17 protein-coding genes are annotated in these 19464 nt (G+C 72.1%); 11 read left to right on the top strand and 6 right to left on the bottom strand.

The features are described 5' to 3' along the window. Positions 1-127: 127 nt before the first annotated feature. Complete coding sequence (glmS, locus tag IE242_RS04590) at positions 128-1981, bottom strand: glutamine--fructose-6-phosphate transaminase (isomerizing) (RefSeq protein ID WP_189855491.1); 1854 nt, start codon at positions 1979-1981, stop codon at positions 128-130. Positions 1982-2246: 265 nt separating this feature from the next. Here glmS and alr point away from each other — a divergent pair, with 265 nt between their 5' ends. The 4 genes from alr to IE242_RS04570 all read left to right on the top strand — a co-directional run bounded on the left by alr (position 2247) and on the right by IE242_RS04570 (position 5763). Then, on the top strand, positions 2247-3431 hold the full coding sequence (gene alr, locus IE242_RS04585) for an alanine racemase (protein WP_189855489.1): 1185 nt from the start codon (positions 2247-2249) through the stop codon (positions 3429-3431). A gap of 154 nt (positions 3432-3585) precedes the next feature. Next, entirely contained in the window at positions 3586-4797 is a 1212-nt protein-coding gene (locus tag IE242_RS04580) for an alpha/beta fold hydrolase (protein WP_189855487.1), read from the top strand. Between the two features lie 27 nt (positions 4798-4824). Beyond that, complete coding sequence (gene tsaE / locus IE242_RS04575) at positions 4825-5358, top strand: tRNA (adenosine(37)-N6)-threonylcarbamoyltransferase complex ATPase subunit type 1 TsaE (protein WP_189855485.1); 534 nt, start codon at positions 4825-4827, stop codon at positions 5356-5358. Between the two features lie 219 nt (positions 5359-5577). Beyond that, on the top strand, positions 5578-5763 hold the full coding sequence (locus IE242_RS04570; protein WP_189855483.1) for a hypothetical protein: 186 nt from the start codon (positions 5578-5580) through the stop codon (positions 5761-5763). A gap of 68 nt (positions 5764-5831) precedes the next feature. On the opposite strand, the gene IE242_RS04565 is transcribed toward IE242_RS04570, so the two are convergent. Beyond that, the gene (locus IE242_RS04565; RefSeq protein ID WP_189855480.1) at positions 5832-6392 is read right to left on the bottom strand and encodes a hypothetical protein; all 561 of its coding nucleotides are present in this window, start codon (positions 6390-6392) and stop codon (positions 5832-5834) included. A 134-nt stretch (positions 6393-6526) separates the two neighbouring features. Between IE242_RS04565 and tsaB the strand changes: the two genes are divergently transcribed. The 5 genes from tsaB to IE242_RS04540 all read left to right on the top strand — a co-directional run bounded on the left by tsaB (position 6527) and on the right by IE242_RS04540 (position 11021). Continuing rightward, entirely contained in the window at positions 6527-7180 is a 654-nt protein-coding gene (tsaB, locus tag IE242_RS04560; RefSeq protein ID WP_189855478.1) for a tRNA (adenosine(37)-N6)-threonylcarbamoyltransferase complex dimerization subunit type 1 TsaB, read from the top strand. 14 nt (positions 7181-7194) lie between these two features. Further along, positions 7195-7722: a ribosomal protein S18-alanine N-acetyltransferase gene (gene rimI / locus IE242_RS04555; protein ID WP_189856408.1), complete on the top strand. Its 528-nt coding sequence runs from the start codon at positions 7195-7197 to the stop codon at positions 7720-7722. Next, entirely contained in the window at positions 7715-8815 is a 1101-nt protein-coding gene (gene tsaD, locus IE242_RS04550; RefSeq protein WP_189855476.1) for a tRNA (adenosine(37)-N6)-threonylcarbamoyltransferase complex transferase subunit TsaD, read from the top strand. The genes rimI and tsaD overlap by 8 nt, the downstream gene beginning before the upstream one ends. Next, on the top strand, positions 8812-9075 hold the full coding sequence (locus IE242_RS04545; RefSeq protein WP_189855474.1) for a hypothetical protein: 264 nt from the start codon (positions 8812-8814) through the stop codon (positions 9073-9075). Before tsaD ends, IE242_RS04545 begins: the two co-directional genes overlap by 4 nt. 83 nt (positions 9076-9158) lie before the next feature. Then, positions 9159-11021 (top strand): glycoside hydrolase family 15 protein, encoded by a 1863-nt coding sequence (locus tag IE242_RS04540; protein ID WP_189855472.1) that lies wholly within the window; start codon positions 9159-9161, stop codon positions 11019-11021. A gap of 32 nt (positions 11022-11053) precedes the next feature. Here IE242_RS04540 and IE242_RS04535 read toward each other — a convergent pair whose 3' ends face one another. The 4 genes from IE242_RS04535 to IE242_RS04520 all read right to left on the bottom strand — a co-directional run bounded on the left by IE242_RS04535 (position 11054) and on the right by IE242_RS04520 (position 16629). Then, a complete protein-coding gene (locus IE242_RS04535; RefSeq protein WP_189855470.1) occupies positions 11054-13360 on the bottom strand; it encodes a beta-xylosidase/alpha-l-arabinosidase in 2307 nt (768 codons plus the stop codon). Positions 13361-13461: 101 nt separating this feature from the next. Continuing rightward, positions 13462-14361 carry a carbohydrate ABC transporter permease gene (locus IE242_RS04530; RefSeq protein ID WP_373299447.1) on the bottom strand — a complete coding sequence of 300 codons (900 nt, stop codon included), beginning with the start codon at positions 14359-14361 and terminating at the stop codon, positions 13462-13464. A 4-nt stretch (positions 14362-14365) separates the two neighbouring features. Then, positions 14366-15277 (bottom strand): carbohydrate ABC transporter permease, encoded by a 912-nt coding sequence (locus tag IE242_RS04525; protein WP_189855469.1) that lies wholly within the window; start codon positions 15275-15277, stop codon positions 14366-14368. Next, positions 15274-16629 carry an ABC transporter substrate-binding protein gene (locus IE242_RS04520; protein ID WP_189855467.1) on the bottom strand — a complete coding sequence of 452 codons (1356 nt, stop codon included), beginning with the start codon at positions 16627-16629 and terminating at the stop codon, positions 15274-15276. The genes IE242_RS04525 and IE242_RS04520 overlap by 4 nt, the downstream gene beginning before the upstream one ends. A gap of 153 nt (positions 16630-16782) precedes the next feature. Between IE242_RS04520 and IE242_RS04515 the strand changes: the two genes are divergently transcribed. Together IE242_RS04515 and IE242_RS04510 are read left to right on the top strand one after the other, a co-directional pair. Next, positions 16783-17844: a LacI family DNA-binding transcriptional regulator gene (locus tag IE242_RS04515; RefSeq protein ID WP_189855465.1), complete on the top strand. Its 1062-nt coding sequence runs from the start codon at positions 16783-16785 to the stop codon at positions 17842-17844. 135 nt (positions 17845-17979) lie between these two features. Then, entirely contained in the window at positions 17980-19386 is a 1407-nt protein-coding gene (locus tag IE242_RS04510) for a glycoside hydrolase family 10 protein (protein ID WP_189855463.1), read from the top strand. The last annotated feature ends 78 nt before the right edge of the window (positions 19387-19464 follow it).

Raw genomic sequence — 19464 nt, 5'->3', positions numbered from 1 at the left:
CGCGGTGATTCCGCGGTCGTTTACTCGTACATTAATCACAGCTGCTTCACAGTTGATCAATGAATTATCGGTCGGTATCCGACCGTGATGTGGTGACGTTCAAAGACCTTCGATGGTCATCCCGTCGTCACTCCACCGTCACCGACTTAGCCAGGTTCCGGGGCTGGTCCACCTCGTTCCCCCGGGCCGTCGCCAGCTCGCAGGCGAACACCTGCAACGGCACCGTGGCCACCAGGGGCTGGAGCAGCGTCGGTGTCACCGGGACGCGGATCAGGTGGTCGGCGTACGGGGCGACCGCCTCGTCCCCCTCCTCCGCGATGACGATCGTGCGGGCACCCCGCGCGCGGATCTCCTGGATGTTGGACACGATCTTGTCGTGGAGCACCGAGCGGCCGCGCGGGGACGGGACGACCACGACCACCGGCAGGTCCTCCTCGATCAGTGCGATCGGGCCGTGCTTCAGCTCGCCCGCCGCGAAGCCCTCGGCGTGCATGTAGGCCAGCTCCTTGAGCTTCAGGGCGCCCTCCAGCGCCACCGGATAGCCCACGTGCCGGCCGAGGAACAGCACCGTGTCCTTCTGTGCGAGCGTGCGCGCAAGCTGCCGTACCGGCTGCATCGTGTGCAGCACCCGCTCGACGGCGCCCGCGATCCGGGAGAGGTCCCGGACGACCGCCTGGATCTCGTCGCCCCACTGGGTGCCGCGCACCTGGCCCAGGTAGAGGGCCACCAGGTAGCAGGCGACCAGCTGGGTGAGGAACGCCTTGGTGGAGGCGACGGCGACCTCGGGCCCCGCGTGCGTGTACAGCACGGCGTCCGACTCGCGCGGGATCGTCGAGCCGTTGGTGTTGCAGATCGCCAGTACCTTGGCACCCTGCTCGCGCGCGTGCCGCAGGGCCATCAGCGTGTCCATGGTCTCGCCGGACTGGGAGATCGCGACGACGAGCGTCCGGGGATCGAGGATCGGGTCCCGGTAGCGGAACTCGCTCGCCAGTTCGACCTCGCACGGGACGCGGGTCCAGTGCTCGATGGCGTACTTGGCGATGAGGCCCGCGTGGAACGCCGTACCGCACGCGACGATGACCACCTTGTCCATCTCGCGCAGCTCCGAGGCGCTGATCCGGACCTCGTCCAGCCGCAGGGAACCGGCCGCGTCGATGCGGCCCAGCAGCGTGTCGGCGACCGCCTTGGGCTGCTCGGCGATCTCCTTGAGCATGAAGTAGTCGTGACCGTCCTTCTCGGCCGCCGACGCGTCCCAGTCCACGTGGTACGCGCGTACGTCGCCGTCGGCGGGCCGGCCGTCGAAGCCGGTGACCGTGATCCTGTCCCGGCGCAGCTCCACCACCTGGTCCTGGCCCAGTTCGACCGCCGCGCGCGTGTGGGCGATGAACGCGGCGACGTCCGAGGCGAGGAACGCCTCGCCCTCGCCGACGCCCACCACGAGCGGGGAGTTCCGCCGCGCCCCGACCACCACGTCCGGCTCGTCCGCGTGCACCGCGACGAGGGTGAAGGCGCCCTCCAGACGGCGGCACACCAGCCGCATCGCCTCCGCGAGGTCCGCGCAGGAGGAGAACGACTCGGCGAGCAGGTGCGCCACCACCTCGGTGTCGGTCTCCGAGACCAGTTCGTGGCCGCGTTCGGCCAGTTCGGCCCGGAGCGCGGCGAAGTTCTCGATGATGCCGTTGTGGACGACGGCCACGCGGCCCGCGCCGTCGAGATGCGGGTGGGCGTTGACGTCGGTGGGGCCGCCGTGGGTGGCCCAGCGGGTGTGGCCGATGCCCGTGCCGCCGGCCGGCAGCGGGCGGGCGCTCAGCTCCTTGTCCAGGTTGACCAGTTTCCCGGCCTTCTTGGCGGTGGCGAGGCCCCCGTCGGCCAGCACCGCGACACCCGCCGAGTCGTATCCCCGGTACTCCAGGCGCTTCAGGCCGGCGAGGACCACGTCCAGTGCGGACTGTGCGCCCACGTATCCCACGATTCCGCACATACCAACCCCTTCGGCCCGCCGGGCAGTGGTCGTTCATACTGGTTTGCCCGTTCTGCGTGACGGTATGTTCGCAGCCGCCGTGGAGCGTCCGTATCCGGTCGGCGCGCGGCATGGGCCGAGCCCTCACATCGGGTGACGCGGTGCGGGGGACGTACGCCCACGCGCGCGGGGTGACCGGATACGGCTCGGCGGGGGCTCTCCGAAGCGTGCGGGGAGCCCGGCACCTGAGGGGCTGTCGGACCCCTCTGCGACACTGGGGGGCGTTATGACTGGGACATCGAATCCGCCGACCGCGCCGCTGCGGGCCCGCGCCGAGATCGACCTCGCCGCGCTGCGGGCCAACGTGCGCACCCTGCGTGCGTACGCGCCGGGCGCGCAGCTCATGGCCGTCGTCAAGTCGGACGCGTACGGCCACGGGGCGGTGCCGTGCGCCCGCGCGGCCGTGGCGGCAGGGGCCACCTGGCTGGGCACGGCCACGCCCGAGGAGGCGCTGGCCCTGCGTGCGGCCGGGCTGCCGGGCCGTGTCATGTGCTGGTTGTGGACCCCGGGCGGGCCCTGGCAGGAGGCCGTGGAGGCCGATGTCGACGTCTCGGTCAGCGGGCTGTGGGCGCTGCGGGAGGTCACCGAGGCGGCGGCCCGGGCGGGGGCCCGCGCGCGCGTGCACCTCAAGGCCGACACGGGACTCGGCCGCTCCGGCTGCCAGCCCCACGACTGGCCGGAGCTCGTCGCCGCCGCCCTGCGCGCCGAGGCCGAGGGGCTGCTCACGGTCACCGGCATCTGGTCGCACTTCGCGTGCGCCGACGAGCCGGGCCACCCCTCCATCGCGGCCCAGCTCACCCGCTTCCGCGAGATGATCGCCCATGCCGAGCAGCAGGGCGCCCGCCCCGAGGTACGGCACATCGCCAACTCGCCCGCCACCCTCACCGTCCCCGAGGCCCACTTCGACCTCGTACGCACCGGAATCTCGCTGTACGGCATCTCGCCCAGCCCCGAGCTCGGCACCCCGGCGGACTTCGGGCTGCGGCCGGTGATGACGCTCAGCGCCTCGCTCGCCCTGGTCAAGCACGTTCCGGCGGGCCACGGCGTCAGCTACGGGCACCACTACACCACCGCGGGAGCCACCACCCTCGGCCTCGTGCCCGTCGGGTACGCGGACGGCATCCCGCGCCATGCCTCCGGCACCGGGCCGGTGCTGGTCGGCGGCAAGTGGCGCACGGTCGCGGGGCGGATCGCGATGGACCAGTTCGTGGTCGACCTGGGCGGCGACGAGCCGCCCGTCGGCACCCGCGCCGTCCTCTTCGGGCCGGGTGACGCGGGCGAGCCGACCGCCGAGGACTGGGCGCAGGCGGCGGGCACCATCGCGTACGAGGTCGTCACGCGCATCGGAACCCGCGTTCCGCGCGTCTATGTGGACAACGGCGACCATCCGGACGACGCCGCCGCTGTGTGAAGCGCGGACGAACGGTCACCTTGACCCGTACCGGACGGGTGACCCCCTACGTATGCGGACCGCGAGCGCAGCACCACCACGACGACCAGAGGACGACACGAGACTCTCCGGCGGGCCGGACAGATCACCGGGCCCCGGTGGACGGGAGCGGGACGTGACCGAGAGCAGCGCGGAGGCGGTGGCGGCCGCGGCGAACGCGGCCGCGACCGCCTCCGTCACCGGGACCTGGCGCAGAGGGGCGGGCCTCGCGGGCGTGGCGATAGGCGTCGTCGCCGCGGGCGCCGCCGCCGGAGTCGCGATCGAGCGGCTCACCGTGGGACGCGGCATGCGCCGCAAGGCGCGCCTCGCGCTCGACTCGGCCGGCCCGTACGGGGCCCTGCGCGGCACGCCGGGCAAGGCCCGCGCCGACGACGGCACCGAGCTGTACTACGAGGTGGACGAGGTGGAGCCGGCCGCCGGCCTCGGAGCCCGCAGGCGCCGCCTCTTCGGGCGCAGGACCCCGGCCCCGGTCACCGTCGTCTTCAGCCACGGCTACTGCCTCAACCAGGACTCCTGGCACTTCCAGCGGGCCGCGCTGCGCGGCGTCGTCCGGACCGTGCACTGGGACCAGCGCAGCCACGGGCGCTCGGGGCGCGGCGCGGCCCAGGCGGAGGACGGGACGCCGGTCTCCATAGACCAGCTCGGGCGCGATCTGAAGGCGGTCATCGACGCGGCCGCGCCCCGGGGGCCGATCGTGCTCGCCGGGCACTCCATGGGCGGGATGACGGTGATGGCGCTGGCCGCCCAGTTCCCCGAGCTGATACGTGAGCGGGTCGCGGGCGTCGCCCTCGTGGGCACGTCGTCGGGGCGGCTCGGCGAGGTCAACTTCGGGCTGCCGGTCGCGGGCGTCAACGCCGTACGGCGCGTTCTGCCCGGAGTGCTCAAAGCGCTCGGGCAGCGGGCCGAGCTGGTGGAGCGGGGGCGCCGGGCCACGGCCGACCTGTTCGCGGGGATCATCAAGCGGTACTCGTTCGCGTCGCGGGACGTGGACGTGGCGGTCACGCGCTTCGCCGAGCGGATGATCGAGGGCACGCCGATCGACGTGGTCGCCGAGTTCTACCCGGCGTTCAACGACCACGACAAGACGGAGGCGCTGGCGCACTTCGCCGGACTGCCGGTGCTGGTGCTGGCCGGGGTCGACGACCTGGTCACCCCGAGCGAACACAGCGAGGCGATCGCCGATCTGCTGCCGGACGCGGAGCTGGTGCTCGTGCCCGACGCCGGGCACCTGGTGATGCTGGAACATCCCGAGGTCGTCACCGACCGCTTCGCCGACCTCCTCACGCGCGCGCGGGACAGAGCGCGCAGTGCGGTCGGCCAGGGCTGAGTCGCGGAGGTACTACGGTGGTCTGCCATGGAAACACCAGCAGCAGCGCACACATCAGCTGAGGTTCCCGTGCCGGGTGTCACCGTGGAGCTGACCGTCGACTCCCCGGACGAGATGCGGGAGCTGGGCCGCCGCCTCGCCGGGCTGCTGCGCGCGGGCGACCTCGTGATGCTCACCGGGGAACTCGGCGCGGGCAAGACGACGCTGACCCGGGGGCTCGGCGAGGGGCTGGGCGTACGGGGCGCGGTCACCTCCCCGACGTTCGTCATCGCGCGCGTGCACCCCTCCTTGGGGGACGGGCCGCCGCTGGTCCACGTGGACGCGTACCGCCTGGGCGGCGGGCTCGACGAGATGGAGGACCTGGACCTCGACGTGTCCCTGGCGGACTCGGTGATCGTCGTGGAGTGGGGCGAGGGCAAGGTCGAGGAACTGACCGAGGACCGCCTCCACCTGCTCATCCACCGGGCGGTGGGCGACACGGCGGACGAGGTGCGGCACGTCACCCTGACGGGTGTGGGCGACCGCTGGGCGACGGCGGACCTGGGCGCGCTGTCGGCCTGAACGGACTTCCTGCCGGGCTGCCGGTACCGGCACGGCCCTGTGACGCGGTCGGGCCCGGGGTGTCACCGCACCCCGGGCCCGACCGCGTTTTTCACGTCGACGAACCGACAGGTTGTCGGCAACATGTTGCGTTCGGCGTCCCCGGCGTGGTCACATGGTAACCAGTCCGTGGTTAGGTTCACCTAACTTCGTCCGCCCCCGCAGCTCCAGGAGGCGTCCATGCAGGCTTCAGAACGCGCCGAGGCACCCGCGCGCGCGGTACCGCCGGCCGAGCCGGTGAAGACGTCCGGTGTGGCCGGGGTGTCGATGCGGGACCTGCTGGCCTCGTGCGTCGCCGCCAGCGCGGTCTCCACCCCGCCCCGCGTCCCGGCCGCCGAAGCGCGGCGGCAGCCCGAGGCCGCGTAGCTCCGTAGGGCCGGTGCCTCAGTGGTTCGGCGGGGCCGACGCCTCGGCGGTCCGGTGGGGCCGAAGCCTCACTCCACGACGACGACCGTGCAGCCGATCGTCGCGAAGTCCCACATCGCCTGGCCGTCCTCGCGGGACTCGCGGATGCCGCCCGTCTTGCTGGTCGGGTCCGGCGAGGGCATGGAGCCGTCGACCGCCGCGCTGAAGCCGATCGGGACGCCGTCGACGGTCGTGAACCGGACGACGTGCTCGATCGGGGTGCCGTCGGATCCGACGACCGCGTTCGTGCGGGACGTCACCTGGTAGGTGCCCGCGGCCGGGTGGACGGTGCTGGGCGTGACCGTGAAGGAGCGCCGGACCCTGCCGTCCGCGCCGACCAGCCAGACGCGGTCCTTGCCCAGCGAGTACACGACCCGCTCGCCGAGGCCCGAGTCTGCGGGCAGGGCTGTCGGGTCCTCCTTCTTCACGGGTGCCGACGGCGTCGTGGCCGCCGGTGACTTCGAGGCCGAGGCGGCCGGCCGGCCCAGGTCGTCCGGCACGTTCGCCGACGCCTGGTAGGCGAGGAAACCGACTGCGGCGATGGCCGCCGCGGTGAGCCCGGCCACGAATCCCGAGCTGCTACTGGCCACCTTCTGCGCCCACCCTTCGAACGTGCGTCCGTCATCGTCGTCGCTCGTGCGTACGTCTGGCTGTGACGGTAGCAGCAGCCGGGGGGAAGGCCGGGGCGGCAGCCTGTCCGGCTCGGGCGCCGTAGGCTGTTTGCGTGCTCTTGCTCGCTCTGGATACCGCCACTCCCGCCGTCACCGCCGCCCTGCACGACGGGACGGCCGTCGTCGCCTCGTCGAGCCAGGTGGACGCGCGCCGGCACGGGGAGCTGCTGCTGCCCGCCGTCGACCGGGTCCTGGCCGAGGCGGGTACCCGCCTCGACGCCGTCACCGGCATTGTCGTCGGCATCGGGCCCGGCCCGTACACCGGGCTGCGCGTCGGCCTGATGACCGCCGACACCTTCGGCCTCGCCCTCGGGGTCCCCGTCCACGGCCTGTGCACGCTGGACGCCCTCGCCTACGCCTCCGACTTCGACGCGCCGTTCGTCGTGGCCACGGACGCCCGCCGCAAGGAGGTGTACTGGGCGCGGTACGCGGACTCCCGTACCCGGGTGACCGAACCCGCCGTCGACCGGCCCGCGGACATCGCGGACGAGGTCGCCGGACTGCCCGCCGTCGGCGCGGGCGCGCTGCTCTACCCGGACACCTTCCCCCGGGCCCACGAGCCGGAGCACGTGTCGGCGTCCGCGCTCGCCTCCCTGGCGGCCGAGAAGCTGGCCGCGGGCGAGGAACTGCCCGCGCCCCGGCCCCTGTACCTGCGCCGCCCCGACGCGCAGGTCCCGAAGAACTACAAGGTGGTCACCCCCAAGTGACCGCGACCGGAGCCATGACCGCCGCGCTGCGCGAGATGCGCTGGTGGGACATCGATCCCGTACTGGAGCTGGAGAAGGACCTCTTCCCCGAGGACGCCTGGTCGCGGGGGATGTTCTGGTCGGAGCTGGCCCACGCGCGCGGACCCGGGGCGACCCGGCGGTACGTCGTGGCCGAGGAAGCGGCGGAGGAGGGGGCCGGGGCGGGCACCCGGCTGGTCGGGTACGCGGGGCTCGCCGCCTCCGGTGACCTGGCCGACGTCCAGACGATCGCCGTCGCCCGCGACCACTGGGGCACCGGCCTCGGCGGGCGGCTGCTGACCGAACTGCTCCGGGCGGCCACCGCCTTCGAATGCGCCGAAGTGATGCTCGAGTGCCGGGTCGACAACACCCGGGCCCAGAAGCTGTACGAGCGCTTCGGCTTCGAACCGATCGGCTTCAGACGCGGGTACTACCAGCCGGGGAACGTGGACGCCCTGGTGATGCGGCTGACCGACCCTGCAACCTCCGTGAACGGCGTACAAGGAACCGAGATCAATGGCTGACTCACGGGACGAGCCGCTCGTCCTCGGCATCGAGACCTCCTGCGACGAGACCGGCGTCGGTATCGTCCGCGGCACCACCCTCCTCGCGGACGCGGTCGCGTCCAGCGTCGACGAGCACGCGCGCTTCGGCGGCGTCGTCCCCGAGGTCGCGTCCCGCGCGCACCTGGAGGCGATGGTGCCCACCATCCAGCGCGCCCTGAAGGACGCGGGCGTCAGCGCCAAGGACCTGGACGGCATCGCGGTCACCGCGGGCCCCGGCCTCGCGGGCGCGCTGCTCGTCGGAGTCTCGGCCGCCAAGGCGTACGCGTACGCCCTCGGCAAGCCGCTGTACGGCGTCAACCACCTGGCCTCCCACATCTGCGTGGACCAGCTGGAGCACGGCCCGCTGCCCGAGCCGACGATGGCGTTGCTGGTCAGCGGCGGTCACTCCTCCCTGCTGCTGTCCACGGACATCACCTCCGACGTGAAGCCCCTGGGCGCGACCATCGACGACGCGGCCGGCGAGGCCTTCGACAAGATCGCCCGTGTGCTGAACCTCGGCTTCCCCGGCGGCCCGGTCATCGACCGGTACGCGCGCGAGGGCGACCCGGACGCCATCGCGTTCCCGCGCGGGCTCACCGGGCCGCGCGACCCGGCGTACGACTTCTCCTTCTCCGGCCTGAAGACCGCCGTGGCCCGCTGGATCGAGGCCAAGCGCGCGGCGGGCGAGGAGGTGCCGGTGCGCGACGTGTCGGCGTCCTTCCAGGAGGCCGTGGTGGACGTGCTGACCCGCAAGGCCGTACGGGCCTGCAAGGACCAGGGCGTCGACCATCTGATGATCGGCGGCGGTGTCGCGGCCAACTCCCGGCTGCGCGCCCTCGCCCAGGAGCGCTGTGAGGCGGCCGGTATCCGGCTGCGGGTGCCCCGGCCGAAGCTGTGCACGGACAACGGCGCCATGGTCGCCGCGCTGGGCGCCGAGATGGTCGCCCGTAACCGCGCCGCCTCCGACTGGGACCTCTCGGCGGACTCCTCCCTGCCGGTGACCGACCCGCACGTCCCCGGTCACCACCACGACCACGTGCACGAGGTCAGCAAGGAGAACCTGTACTCGTGACCGTCACCCTGATGTGGGAGGCCCGGGCCGTGCCGGGGCGGGGGGAGGAGCTCCTCGCCTGGGCCCGGGCACAGGAACTGCCGTCGCGGCCGCTGCGCCGCGAGACCTTCCGGGCGCCGCAGGACCGGGTGCTGGTTCTCACCTGGTGGGACGCGGAACCGGATGCCGACCTGCCCGAACTCCCCGAGCCGGGCGGGGAGATGGTGACCCGGGCCGTGCACCGGTGGCGGTTCGAGTCGGTGGACGTGTCGGCCGGCTGATGTCGGCCGGCTGAAGCCGCGGGGCCGCGGTCGTAGCCTGGAAGACGCCAGCCGCGAGCCGGGTCTCACCGAGGAGGGCTGCGATGGCGGCGTCGACCGAGTACCTGCCCATCGCCGAGCACGGGCTGATCGGCGATCTGCGGACCGTGGCCCTCGTGGGCAGCGACGGCACCATCGACTGGTACTGCTGCCCCGCCTTCGACGCGCCGAGCGTCTTCGCCTCGCTGCTGGACGCGGAGCGCGGCGGCTGCTTCGAACTGGCGGCGGCCGTCCCCGCGCGGACCAAGCAGTTCTACTTCCCCGACACCAATGTGCTGATCACCCGGTTCTTCACCGAGGACGGCGCGGGGGAGGTGCAGGACTTCATGCCGGTCTACGACGACGTGGCGGACGGCGACGAGGTGGCCGACGGCGCCGCCGAGAGCCGTCGGCACCGGCTGATCCGGCGCGTGCTGTGCGTGCGCGGCACCGTCCCGTTCCGGACGCGGGTGGCTCCCCGGTTCAACTACGGGGCCGACCCGCACACCCTGCGGACGGGGACGGAGGACGGCCTGGTGGTCTTCGACTCCGGGACGCAGTCGCTCGCCCTGACCTCCACGGTGCCGCTGGAGTGCGCCGACGGCGACGCCCGGGCCGAGTTCAAGCTCTCCGAGGGCGAGACCGCGGTGTTCGCGCTCGACCAGGTGGGTGATGCCGTACCGCCGCGCGGCTGCGCCGTCGCCGAGGCCGAGCGGGAGTTCGCGGCGACGGTCGCGTACTGGCGGCGCTGGCTGTCGCAGTCCCGCTACCGGGGGCGGTGGCGCGAGATGGTGCACCGCTCCGCGCTCACGCTGAAGCTGCTCACGTACGCCCCGACCGGCGCCATCGTGGCCGCGCCCACCACCAGCCTGCCCGAGCGGCTCGGCGGCGAGCGGAACTGGGACTACCGGTACGTGTGGGTCCGGGACGCCGCCTTCTGCGTGTACGCGCTGCTGCGGCTGGGCTTCACCGGCGAGGCCGCGGCCTTCATGCGGTTCCTCACCCGGTACATCAGCCCGGGGGAGGAAGGTCCCGGTGACGGCGCGAGCCCGTCCGGTCCGCTCCAGATCATGTACGGCATCGACGGCCGCACCGACCTGCCCGAACGCGAGCTCCCGCACCTGGAGGGCCACCGCGGCTCGGCCCCCGTCCGGGTCGGCAACGCCGCCGCCGGCCAGCTCCAGCTGGACATCTACGGCGCCCTGATCGACTCGATCTACCTCTACGACAAATGGGCCCAGCCGATCTCCAGCGACCAGTGGGACGACGTCTGCGCCCTGGTGAACTGGGTGTGCGACAACTGGGACCAGCCCGACGAGGGTGTCTGGGAGACCCGCGGCGGCCGCAGGAACTTCCTGTACTCCCGGCTGATGTGCTGGGTCGCCGTCGAGCGCGCCGTCCGGATGGCGCTCCGGCGCGGCCTGCCCGCCGAGCTGCACCGCTGGCAGGAGGCCCGCGACACGATCTACCGGCGGATCATGACCCGCGGCTGGTCCGCCGGCCGCCGGGCCTTCGCGCAGTACGAGGACGGCGACGTCCTCGACGCCGCCGTCCTGATGATGCCGCTGGCCAAGTTCATCTCGCCGACCGACCCCAAGTGGCTGTCCACCCTGGACGCGCTCACCGAGGACCTGGTCTCCGACTCGCTGGTCTACCGCTACGACCCGCAGGCCAGCCCCGACGGCCTGCGCGGCGCCGAGGGCACCTTCTCGATCTGTTCCTTCTGGTGCGTCGAGGCGCTGACCCGGGCCGGGCGGATCGACGAGGCGCGGCTGGCCTTCGAGAAGATGCTCACCTACGCCAACCACCTCGGCCTGTACGCCGAGGAGATCAGCCGCACGGGCGAGCAGCAGGGCAACTTCCCGCAGGCCTTCACCCATCTGGGGCTGATCAGCGCGGCGTTCAACCTCGACCGGGCGCTGGGCTGAGGCCCGGGCGCCGGGCTGGGGCCCCGGAGGCCTCACTCCACCGCGGTCACCTCCGTCTCGCAGCGCAGCCGCCGGTCCTGCCCCAGCACCCGCTCGGGTCCCGTCAGCGTCAGCCGCGCGGTGTGCCGTACGTCCGTGGCGGAGGCGGCCAGCCGCAGTTCCAGCGCGCCCGGCTCCACGATCCGGCTCCCCGCGCGGCCGGTGAACGCGGACAGGTCGGCGTGGAAGCCGAAGGTGATCCGGCGTGACTCGCCCGGGGCGAGCTCCACCCGCTGGTAGCCGATCAGGCGGATGTCGGGGCGCGTGACCTGGGCGACCGGGTCGTGGAGGTAGAGCTGCACGACCTCGGCGCCCGCCCGGTCACCCGTGTTGGTGACGGTGACCTCCATGGCGTACGACCCGTCCGTGGGAATCTCCGCGTCCGGGGCCGAGATACCGCTCCAGGCGAACTCGGTGTACGACCGGCCGTGGCCGAAGGGGTACAGCGGGGTCGGGTCGAGACTGCTGACCTCGCCCGCGAGGCCCAGCGGCGGCTGGAGGTACGTCCACGGCTGGCCGCCGGGGGAGCGGGGCACGCTCACCGGGAGCCGGCCCGACGGGCTGACCCGGCCGGACAGGACGCCCGCCACCGCCGGGCCGCCCTCCTCGCCCGGGAAGAACGCCTGGACGGTCGCGGCGACCTTCCCGTCCCAGCGGCCGAGCGCGTACGGGCGGCCGGTCAGCAGCACCAGCACCACGGGCACCCCGGTCGCGATCAGCGCGTCCAGCAGCTCGCCCTGCGCGCCGGGCAGGTTCAGGTCGGCCACGTCGCAGCCCTCGCCCGAGGTGCCCCGGCCGAACAGTCCCGCCCGGTCGCCGAGCACGGCCAGGCACACGTCCGCCTCGGCGGCCCGCGCCACGGCCTCCGCGAAACCGGAGGTGTCCGGGTCGGAGGTGTCGCAGCCCTGGGTGTACGTGACCTTGGCGTCGGGGAGTTCGGTGCGCAGGGCCTCCAGGACGGTGGGGATCTCGATGCCCACCGGCTTGTCGGGGTGCTGGACGCCCACGTGGGACGGGAACGAGTAGCAGCCGAGCATGGCCATCGGGTCGTCCGCGCGCGGGCCCACCACCGCGACACGGGTGTCCGGGGCCAGTGGCAGCAGCCCGTCCGGGTTGGCGAGCAGGACGACGGACTCCTCGGCCAGGCGGCGGGCGAGGGCGCGGTTGGCCGCCGAGTCCAGGTCGATCGCCTCCCGGGGCGTCGGGTCCCAGTCCTCGTCCAGCAGGCCCAGCTCGCACTTCTGGAGCAGCACCCGGCGCGCCGCGCGGTCCACCAGGGACTCGTCGACCGCGCCTGCCCGGACCGCTTCCACCAGCGCGTCCCCGTAGCAGCGCAGCGTCGGCAGCTCCACGTCGATGCCCGCCGCCAGCGCCGTGTGGGCCGCCTCCGCCGGGGTGCCGGCCACCTTGTGCAGGGTCTCCAGGAAGCCGATGCCGAAGTAGTCGGCCACCACCGTGCCCGTGAAGCCCCACTCGTCGCGCAGCAGCCGGGTCAGGAGGCCGGGGTCCGCCGACGCCGGGAGGCCGTCGATCTCGTTGTAGGCCGCCATCACCGAGCGGGCGCCGCCCTCCCGCAGCGCCATCTCGAACGGCGGCAGCGTCACGTCCGCGAACTCCCGCACCCCGGCCCGCACGGGCGCGAGATTGCGGGCGCCCGCCGAGGACGCGTACCCGGCGAAGTGCTTCAGCGTGGCCACGATCCCCGCCGACTCCAGGCCCCGTACGTACGCGGCGCCGATGGTGCCGACCAGGTACGGGTCCTCGCCGATGGTCTCCTCCACCCGGCCCCAGCGCAGGTCCCGCACCACGTCCAGGACCGGGGCCAGGCCCTGGTGGACGCCGGCCGAGGCCAGGTCGCGGCCGATGTGCGCCGCCATCTCCTCCACCAGGCCAGGGTCGAAGGTGGCGCCCCAGGCCAGCGGCACCGGGTAGGCGGTCGCGCCCCAGGCCGTGAAGCCGGCCAGGCACTCCTCGTGGGCGACGGCCGGGATGCCGAAACGGCTCGCCTCGGCGATCCGGCGCTGGGCGCGGGCCAGTGCCTGCGCGCCCAGCGCCGGGTCCACGGGGGCCGTGCCGAAGGACCGGGTGAGCTGGCCGAGACCGCGGGTGATCAGCTCGTCCCAGTCGTAGTCCGCGGTCATGTCGTGCTGGTGCGGGGCGACTCCGTCGCCGTCCGTGTCGGCGCCCACCCACACGCCGTACAGCTGGGCGGTCTTCTCTTCCAGGGTCATCCGGGAGAGGAGGTCGTCGACCCGGGCGGCGGCGGGCAGGGCGGGGTCACGCCAGGGGGCGGTGGTCATGGAACTCCTGTCGAGGCTGTCGGAGTGTCGGTGCTGTTGTCGCTGTCAGTGCTGTCGGTGCTGTCGGGAGGAGGGAGCCGCCGGCGGGCGAGGCACCGGTCTCACTTGCCGCCCACGCCCATCAGGCCGCTCACGAGCGCGCGGCGGGCCAGCAGATAGACGACGAAGATCGGGATGCCGGAGAGGACGACGGAGGCGAGCAGCGCGGGGATGTTCACGCCGAACTGGCTCACGTAGTTGAAGAGCCCGAGGGTGAGCACGCGCGGGCCGTCCGACTGCGTGAAGATCAGCGGGAAGAGGAAGCCGTTCCACGCCTGGAGGGCGGAGTAGATCACGACCGTGCTGATGCCGCCCTTGGCGAGCGGGACCGTGAGCTGGAGCAGCATCCGCAGCGGTGAGGCGCCGTCCAGCGCCATCGCCTCGTACAGCTCCTCCGAGATGTCGCGCAGCGTGCCGGTCAGGATCAGCACCGAGACCGGCATCGCGAAGGCCGCCGTCGGCAGGATGACGGCGGGCAGCGTGTCGTACAGGCCGAGCTTGGAGATCAGCAGGTAGAGCGGGACCACGACCGCCTGCGCCGGGATCGCGACGCCCAGCAGGAACAGCCGGAACGCGGCTCCCGACCAGCGCGAACGGGTACGCACGGCGACGTACGCGAGGGGCACCGACAGCACGAGCACGATGCCGACGACCGCCACCGCCGTGATCACCGTGTTGGCGAGGAGGTGGCCGAATCCGCTGTCGAGGACGGTGTTGTAGTTGTCGAGGGTGGGGTTCGTGGGCGGTCTCAGCGGGTTCTCGGTGAGCGCCTGTTCCTGGGGGGTGAGCGAGGCCGACAGCATCGCGTAGATCGGGATCAGGACGACCAGCAGCCACAGCGTGGCACCGAGGCCGGCCACCGGGTTGGGGCGCCGGGACCAGTGCCTGCGGCGGGGCGTCTCCCGCGGGGGTCCGGCGGACTCGGCGGTCTTCGCGGGACGCGGCAGCGTGGTGTGTGACACTCCGTCACATCCCTTCTCGGGTGCTGCGCATGCCGCCGAAACCGGTCAGCCGGACCAGCAGCAGGGACAGCCCGGTGGCGGCGATGACGAGGAACGAGGCGATGGCGCTCGCGTAGCCGAAGTCGTACGACTCGAAGCCCGCCTCGTACATCAGGTACGGCAGGATCGCGGTGTCGGTGCCCGGGCCGCCCCTGGTCAGGAGCAGCACGGTCTCGAAGTACGTGAGCGAGCCGGCGATCATCATCACGCTCGACGTCGTCATGGTGTGGCGCAGCTGGGGCAGCGTGATCGAGAAGAACTGGCGGTAGCGGCCCGCGCCGTCGACGGTCGCCGCCTGGTACAGGACCGCCGGGATCTGCCGGGCACCGCCCTGGTAGATCAGTGTGTGCAGCGGGATGAACTGCCACCCGCCGACGAACACGATCGCGAGGAACGCCCCGCTGGACGAGCCGAGGATGCCGGTGCGGATGACGCCGAAGTTCGGGTCAAGGAGCGCGTAGAAGAGCAGCGCGATCGCGGCGGAGGACAGCACCAGCGGCACGAAGAAGATCGCGGAGAGGACGGCACGGTTGCGCTGGGGGCCCGCCGCCCACACCCCGAGCAGCAGCGCCACCACCGTCTGGAACGCCCAGCTGCACACCGTCAGCAGGACGGTCAGCCACAGGGACTGGGTCAGCCGCGGGTCGTCCAGCAGCTTCTGCCAGTTGGCGAGGCCCACCGGTTTCGGGTCGCTGAGGCCGTCCCACTCGGTGAAGGACAGATAGAGGGCCAGGGCCATCGGGACGATGGCGAAGAAGGCGAAGAACAGGACGCCGGGCAGCGCCCAGGCGGCGTGCGGCCGGCCCGCACGCGCGCCTTTCGCGGGCCGGGCGGCCTGGGGCCGCCCGGGTGGCCGCTTGTCGACCGTGACGCTCACTTCAGCCCCTTGCACGCCGCCACGAACTGGCTCGGGCTCGACTTCCCCGCGAAGAGCTTGCCGATCTCCGTGTGCATCTTGGTGCCGAGCTCGTCGCCGAGCGCCTGGTCCCAGGAGAGCGTGAAGTCGGGGGCCTTCGCGACCAGGTCGTACTGGAACTTCGCGTACTCCGGGTTCGGCGCCGAGTCCAGGAGCTTGGCCGCGTTGGAGGTGGTCGGCACGTCGCCGTTGTCGACCAGGGCCTGCGCGTACTCCTCGGAGGCACAGTCCTTGAGGAAGGCGATGGCCGCGTCCTTGTTCTTGGTCCGGGCGTTGATCGACCAGTAGTTGGTGGGGTTGCCGACCACGTTGCGGACGTCGCCGGTGCCGCCCTCGATCGCGGGGAAGGCCACCCAGCCCAGGTCCTTGCGGGCGAACTCCGGGAACTTGCCGAGCTGGGTCGAGTACTCCCACGAGCCCATCAGGTGCATGGCCGCCCTGCCCTTGGCGAAGACCGCGGGGGCGCTGTCGTTGGTGTACGCCACCGAGGTGAAGTTGGAGCCGAAGGCGCCGTCGTCGACCAGCTCCTTCACCATCTCGGCCGCCTTGACCATGGCCGGGTCGCCCCAGCCCTCGGCGTCACCGTCCTTGATGCGTCGGAAGACCTCGGGGCCGCCGATGCGGTCGACCAGGTACTCCAGCCACATCAGCTCGGGCCAGAGGTCGGCGCCGCCGAGCGCGAACGGGGTGATGCCCGCCTTCTTCAGCTTGGCGTTGTTGTCGAGCAGCTGGTCCCAGGTGGTGGGCGGCTGCAGCTTCTGCTCGGCGAAGACGGACTTGTTGTAGAAGAGGATCACCGGCTGCATGCCGCGCATGGGGACGCCGTAGTGACGGCCCTTGAGGTCGCCGGACGAGAGCACCGAGGGGATGAAGCCGTCTCTGAGCACCGGGTCGTTCTCGATGACGTCGGTGAGGTCGATGAGCTTGCCGGCCTCCTCGTACGGCTTGATGGAGCCGCCGCCCCAGTTGAAGAAGACGTCGGGGGCGCTGGGCGAGCCCATGGCCGTACGCAGCTTCGGGGAGTAGTCGGAGCCCGGGATCCGCTGCAGCTTGATTTTGCCGCCGGTCTTCTTCGCCGCGGCCGACTTGTTGAACCGGTCCACGGACGCCTCTTGGATCTTCACCGAGTTGTCCCCGTATACGAACGCGGTGAGCTCTCCCTTGCCGCCGCCCGAGCCGCCGCTGCCGGAGCCGCAGGCGGTGAGACCGGTGGTGAGCAATGTGGCGGCTCCGGCGCCGAGTACCCAGCGCCTGCTGACGGTCCGGCTCTCCACGGGCCGTCCGCCGTTGGACAGCCCTCTGTTCGACTCCATGACAGTACCTTTCGCGCCTGCGGTGAGCGAATGTTCTGGGAATGGTTCGACGAATGTTTCGGATGAAAATTCGAATGTTCCGGGAACGTAAGGCGCTGAAGGGGGTCAGTCAAGGGGTCGTGCAGAGATACATGCGAGGATACGATCCCCCTCATGAAGCAGCCGAAGCCCGCCGGAACCCAGGCAAGAGCACAGACCGCGCAGTCCACCACGCAGACGGCGACGCTCGCCGAGATCGCCCGCGAGGCCGGGGTGTCGGCTCCGACTGTTTCGAAGGTGCTCAACGGCCGCGCGGATGTCGCCCCGGCCACCCGCACCCGCGTCGAGGCACTGCTGCGCGAGTACGGCTACCGCCGCCGCCGCGCCGAGGCGACCCGCTCACCCCTGATCGACCTGGTATTCCACGAGCTGGAGAGCGCCTGGGCGATGGAGGTCATCCGGGGCGTCGAGACGGTCGCCCGCGAGGCCGGCCTGAGCGTGGTGCTCTCGGAGAGCGCGGGCCGGCTGACCCCCGGCCGCACCTGGGCCGACCAGGTGGCCGCCCGCCGCCCGCACGGCGTGGTCCTCGTCCTGTCCGACCTGGACGCCTCCCAGCGGGCGCTGCTCACCAGCAGGTCGATCCCCTTCGTGGTGATGGACCCGGCGGGCGACCCCGGCGACGACGTGCCCTCCATCGGCGCCACCAACTGGCAGGGCGGACTGGCCGCCACCCGGCACCTGATCGAACTGGGCCACCGGCGCATCGGCGCCATCAGCGGCCCCTCACGGATGATGTGCAGCCGCGCGCGGGTGGACGGCTACCGTGCCGCCCTGGAGACGGCCGGACTCCCGGTCGACCCCGAGCTGATCAAGGCCGGCGACTTCCACCACGAGGCCGGCTACCGCCTGGGCCTGGAGCTCCTCCGCCGCCCCGACCGCCCCACGGCCGTCTTCGCGGGCAACGACCTCCAGGCGCTCGGCCTGTACGAGGCCGCGCGCGAGCTGGGGCTGCGGGTGCCGGAGGACCTGAGTGTGGTCGGGTTCGACGATCTGCCGGTGGCCCGCTGGGTGGGGCCGCCGCTGACGACCGTACGGCAGCCGCTGATGGAGATGGCCGAGGCCGCGGCACGGCTGGTGCTGGACCTGGGGCGCGAGGAGCAGACGTCGACGGCGACGCGGGTCGAGCTGGCGACGAGTCTGGAGGTGCGGAGCAGTACGGCGGCGCCGCGGGGCTGACGGGGACGCGGAGCGGAACGGCTGTGCCGCGGGATTGACGGGTGGTGCGGGCTTCTGCACACTCCTGCGGAGTCAATCGGTCGACCAATCGAAACTTTCGATTCCCCACCGCTTCGATCCCGCGGAGGCACCCCCATGAGAACCTCCAGATCGTCCCTGAGCTCCGGATCCTCGTCGTCCCCACCGGCCCGATCCTCCTTACGGGCCCGGCTGGCCGCGCTGCTCACCGGCGCCTCGGCCGTCGGCGCCCTGCTGGCGGGGGCCACGGCGGCCCACGCGGCCGACGCCCCGCTGCGCGACCTCGCCGACGCCAAGGGCAAGGTCATCGGCACCGCTGTCACCGGCTCCAAGCTCACCGGCACGTACGGGGACATCGCCGGAGCCGAGTTCAACTCGCTCACCCCCGGCAACGCCATGAAGTGGGAGTCGGTCGAGCCCTCCCGCGGCACGTACAACTGGGCCGAGGCCGACCGGATCGTCGAGTTCGCCGAGGCGCACGGCCAGCAGGTGCGCGGCCACACCCTCGTCTGGCACAGCCAGAACCCGGGCTGGCTGGCGAACGGCACCTGGACCGCCGACGAGCTGAGCCAGGTGCTGGACGACCACATCGCCACCGAGGTCGGCCGCTACAAGGGCCGGCTGGCCGCCTGGGACGTGGTGAACGAGCCGTTCAACGAGGACGGCACCTACCGGCAGTCCCTCTTCTACAACACCCTCGGCCAGGACTACATCGCCCAGGCCCTGACCGCGGCGCGCGCGGCCGACCCGGACGCCAAGCTGTACATCAACGACTACAACGTCGAGGGCGTCAACGCGAAGAGCACGGCGCTCTACAACCTGGTCAAGTCGCTCAAGGAGCGCGGCGTCCCGATCGACGGCGTGGGCCTCCAGGCGCACCTGATCCTCGGCCAGGTCCCCGCCACCCTGCAGCAGAACATCCAGCGCTTCGCCGACCTCGGCGTGGACGTGGCGATCACCGAGCTCGACATCCGGATGCAGCTCCCCGCCACCTCGGCCGAACTGACGCAGCAGGCCGAGGAGTACAAGGCGGTGGTGGCCGCGTGCGTGGCGGTGAGCCGGTGCACCGGGGTCACCGTGTGGGGCTTCACGGACTCCGACTCCTGGATCCCGGACGTCTTCGACGGGTACGGGGCGGCCACGCCGTACGACGAGAACTACGCGCCGAAACCGGCGTACGGCGGCATCGTGACCGCGCTCGGCGGCACGACGACCACGCCGCCGCCGACGGACGCGTGCTCGGCGACGTACAGCGTCACCAGCCAGTGGAACACCGGCTTCACGGGCCAGGTGAGGATCTCCTGCTCCGGGGCGTCCCTGTCGTCGTGGAAGGTGAACTGGACGTACGGCGCGGACCAGCGGATCACCCAGTCCTGGAACGCGAACTGCACCCAGACCGGTACACAGGTGAGCTGCTCCAACGCCTCGTACAACGGAAGCGTGCCGGAGGGCGGTTCGGTGACGTTCGGCTTCAACGCGAGCTGGAGCGGCAGCAATCCGGTGCCGGCGGTGACGCTGGCGTGACGGTCGGTCACCCGGACCCGGGCTCCGCCCGGAAACCATGAAATTCCGCGAAGAATCGTCTCCGGAAGGTTTTCACCC

The organism is Streptomyces poonensis (assembly GCF_014650915.1).
GTDB classification, from domain to species: domain Bacteria; phylum Actinomycetota; class Actinomycetes; order Streptomycetales; family Streptomycetaceae; genus Streptomyces; species Streptomyces poonensis.
The sequence above is the reverse complement of the archived record's forward strand: the minus strand, read 5'-3'. Positions and strand labels throughout refer to the sequence as shown.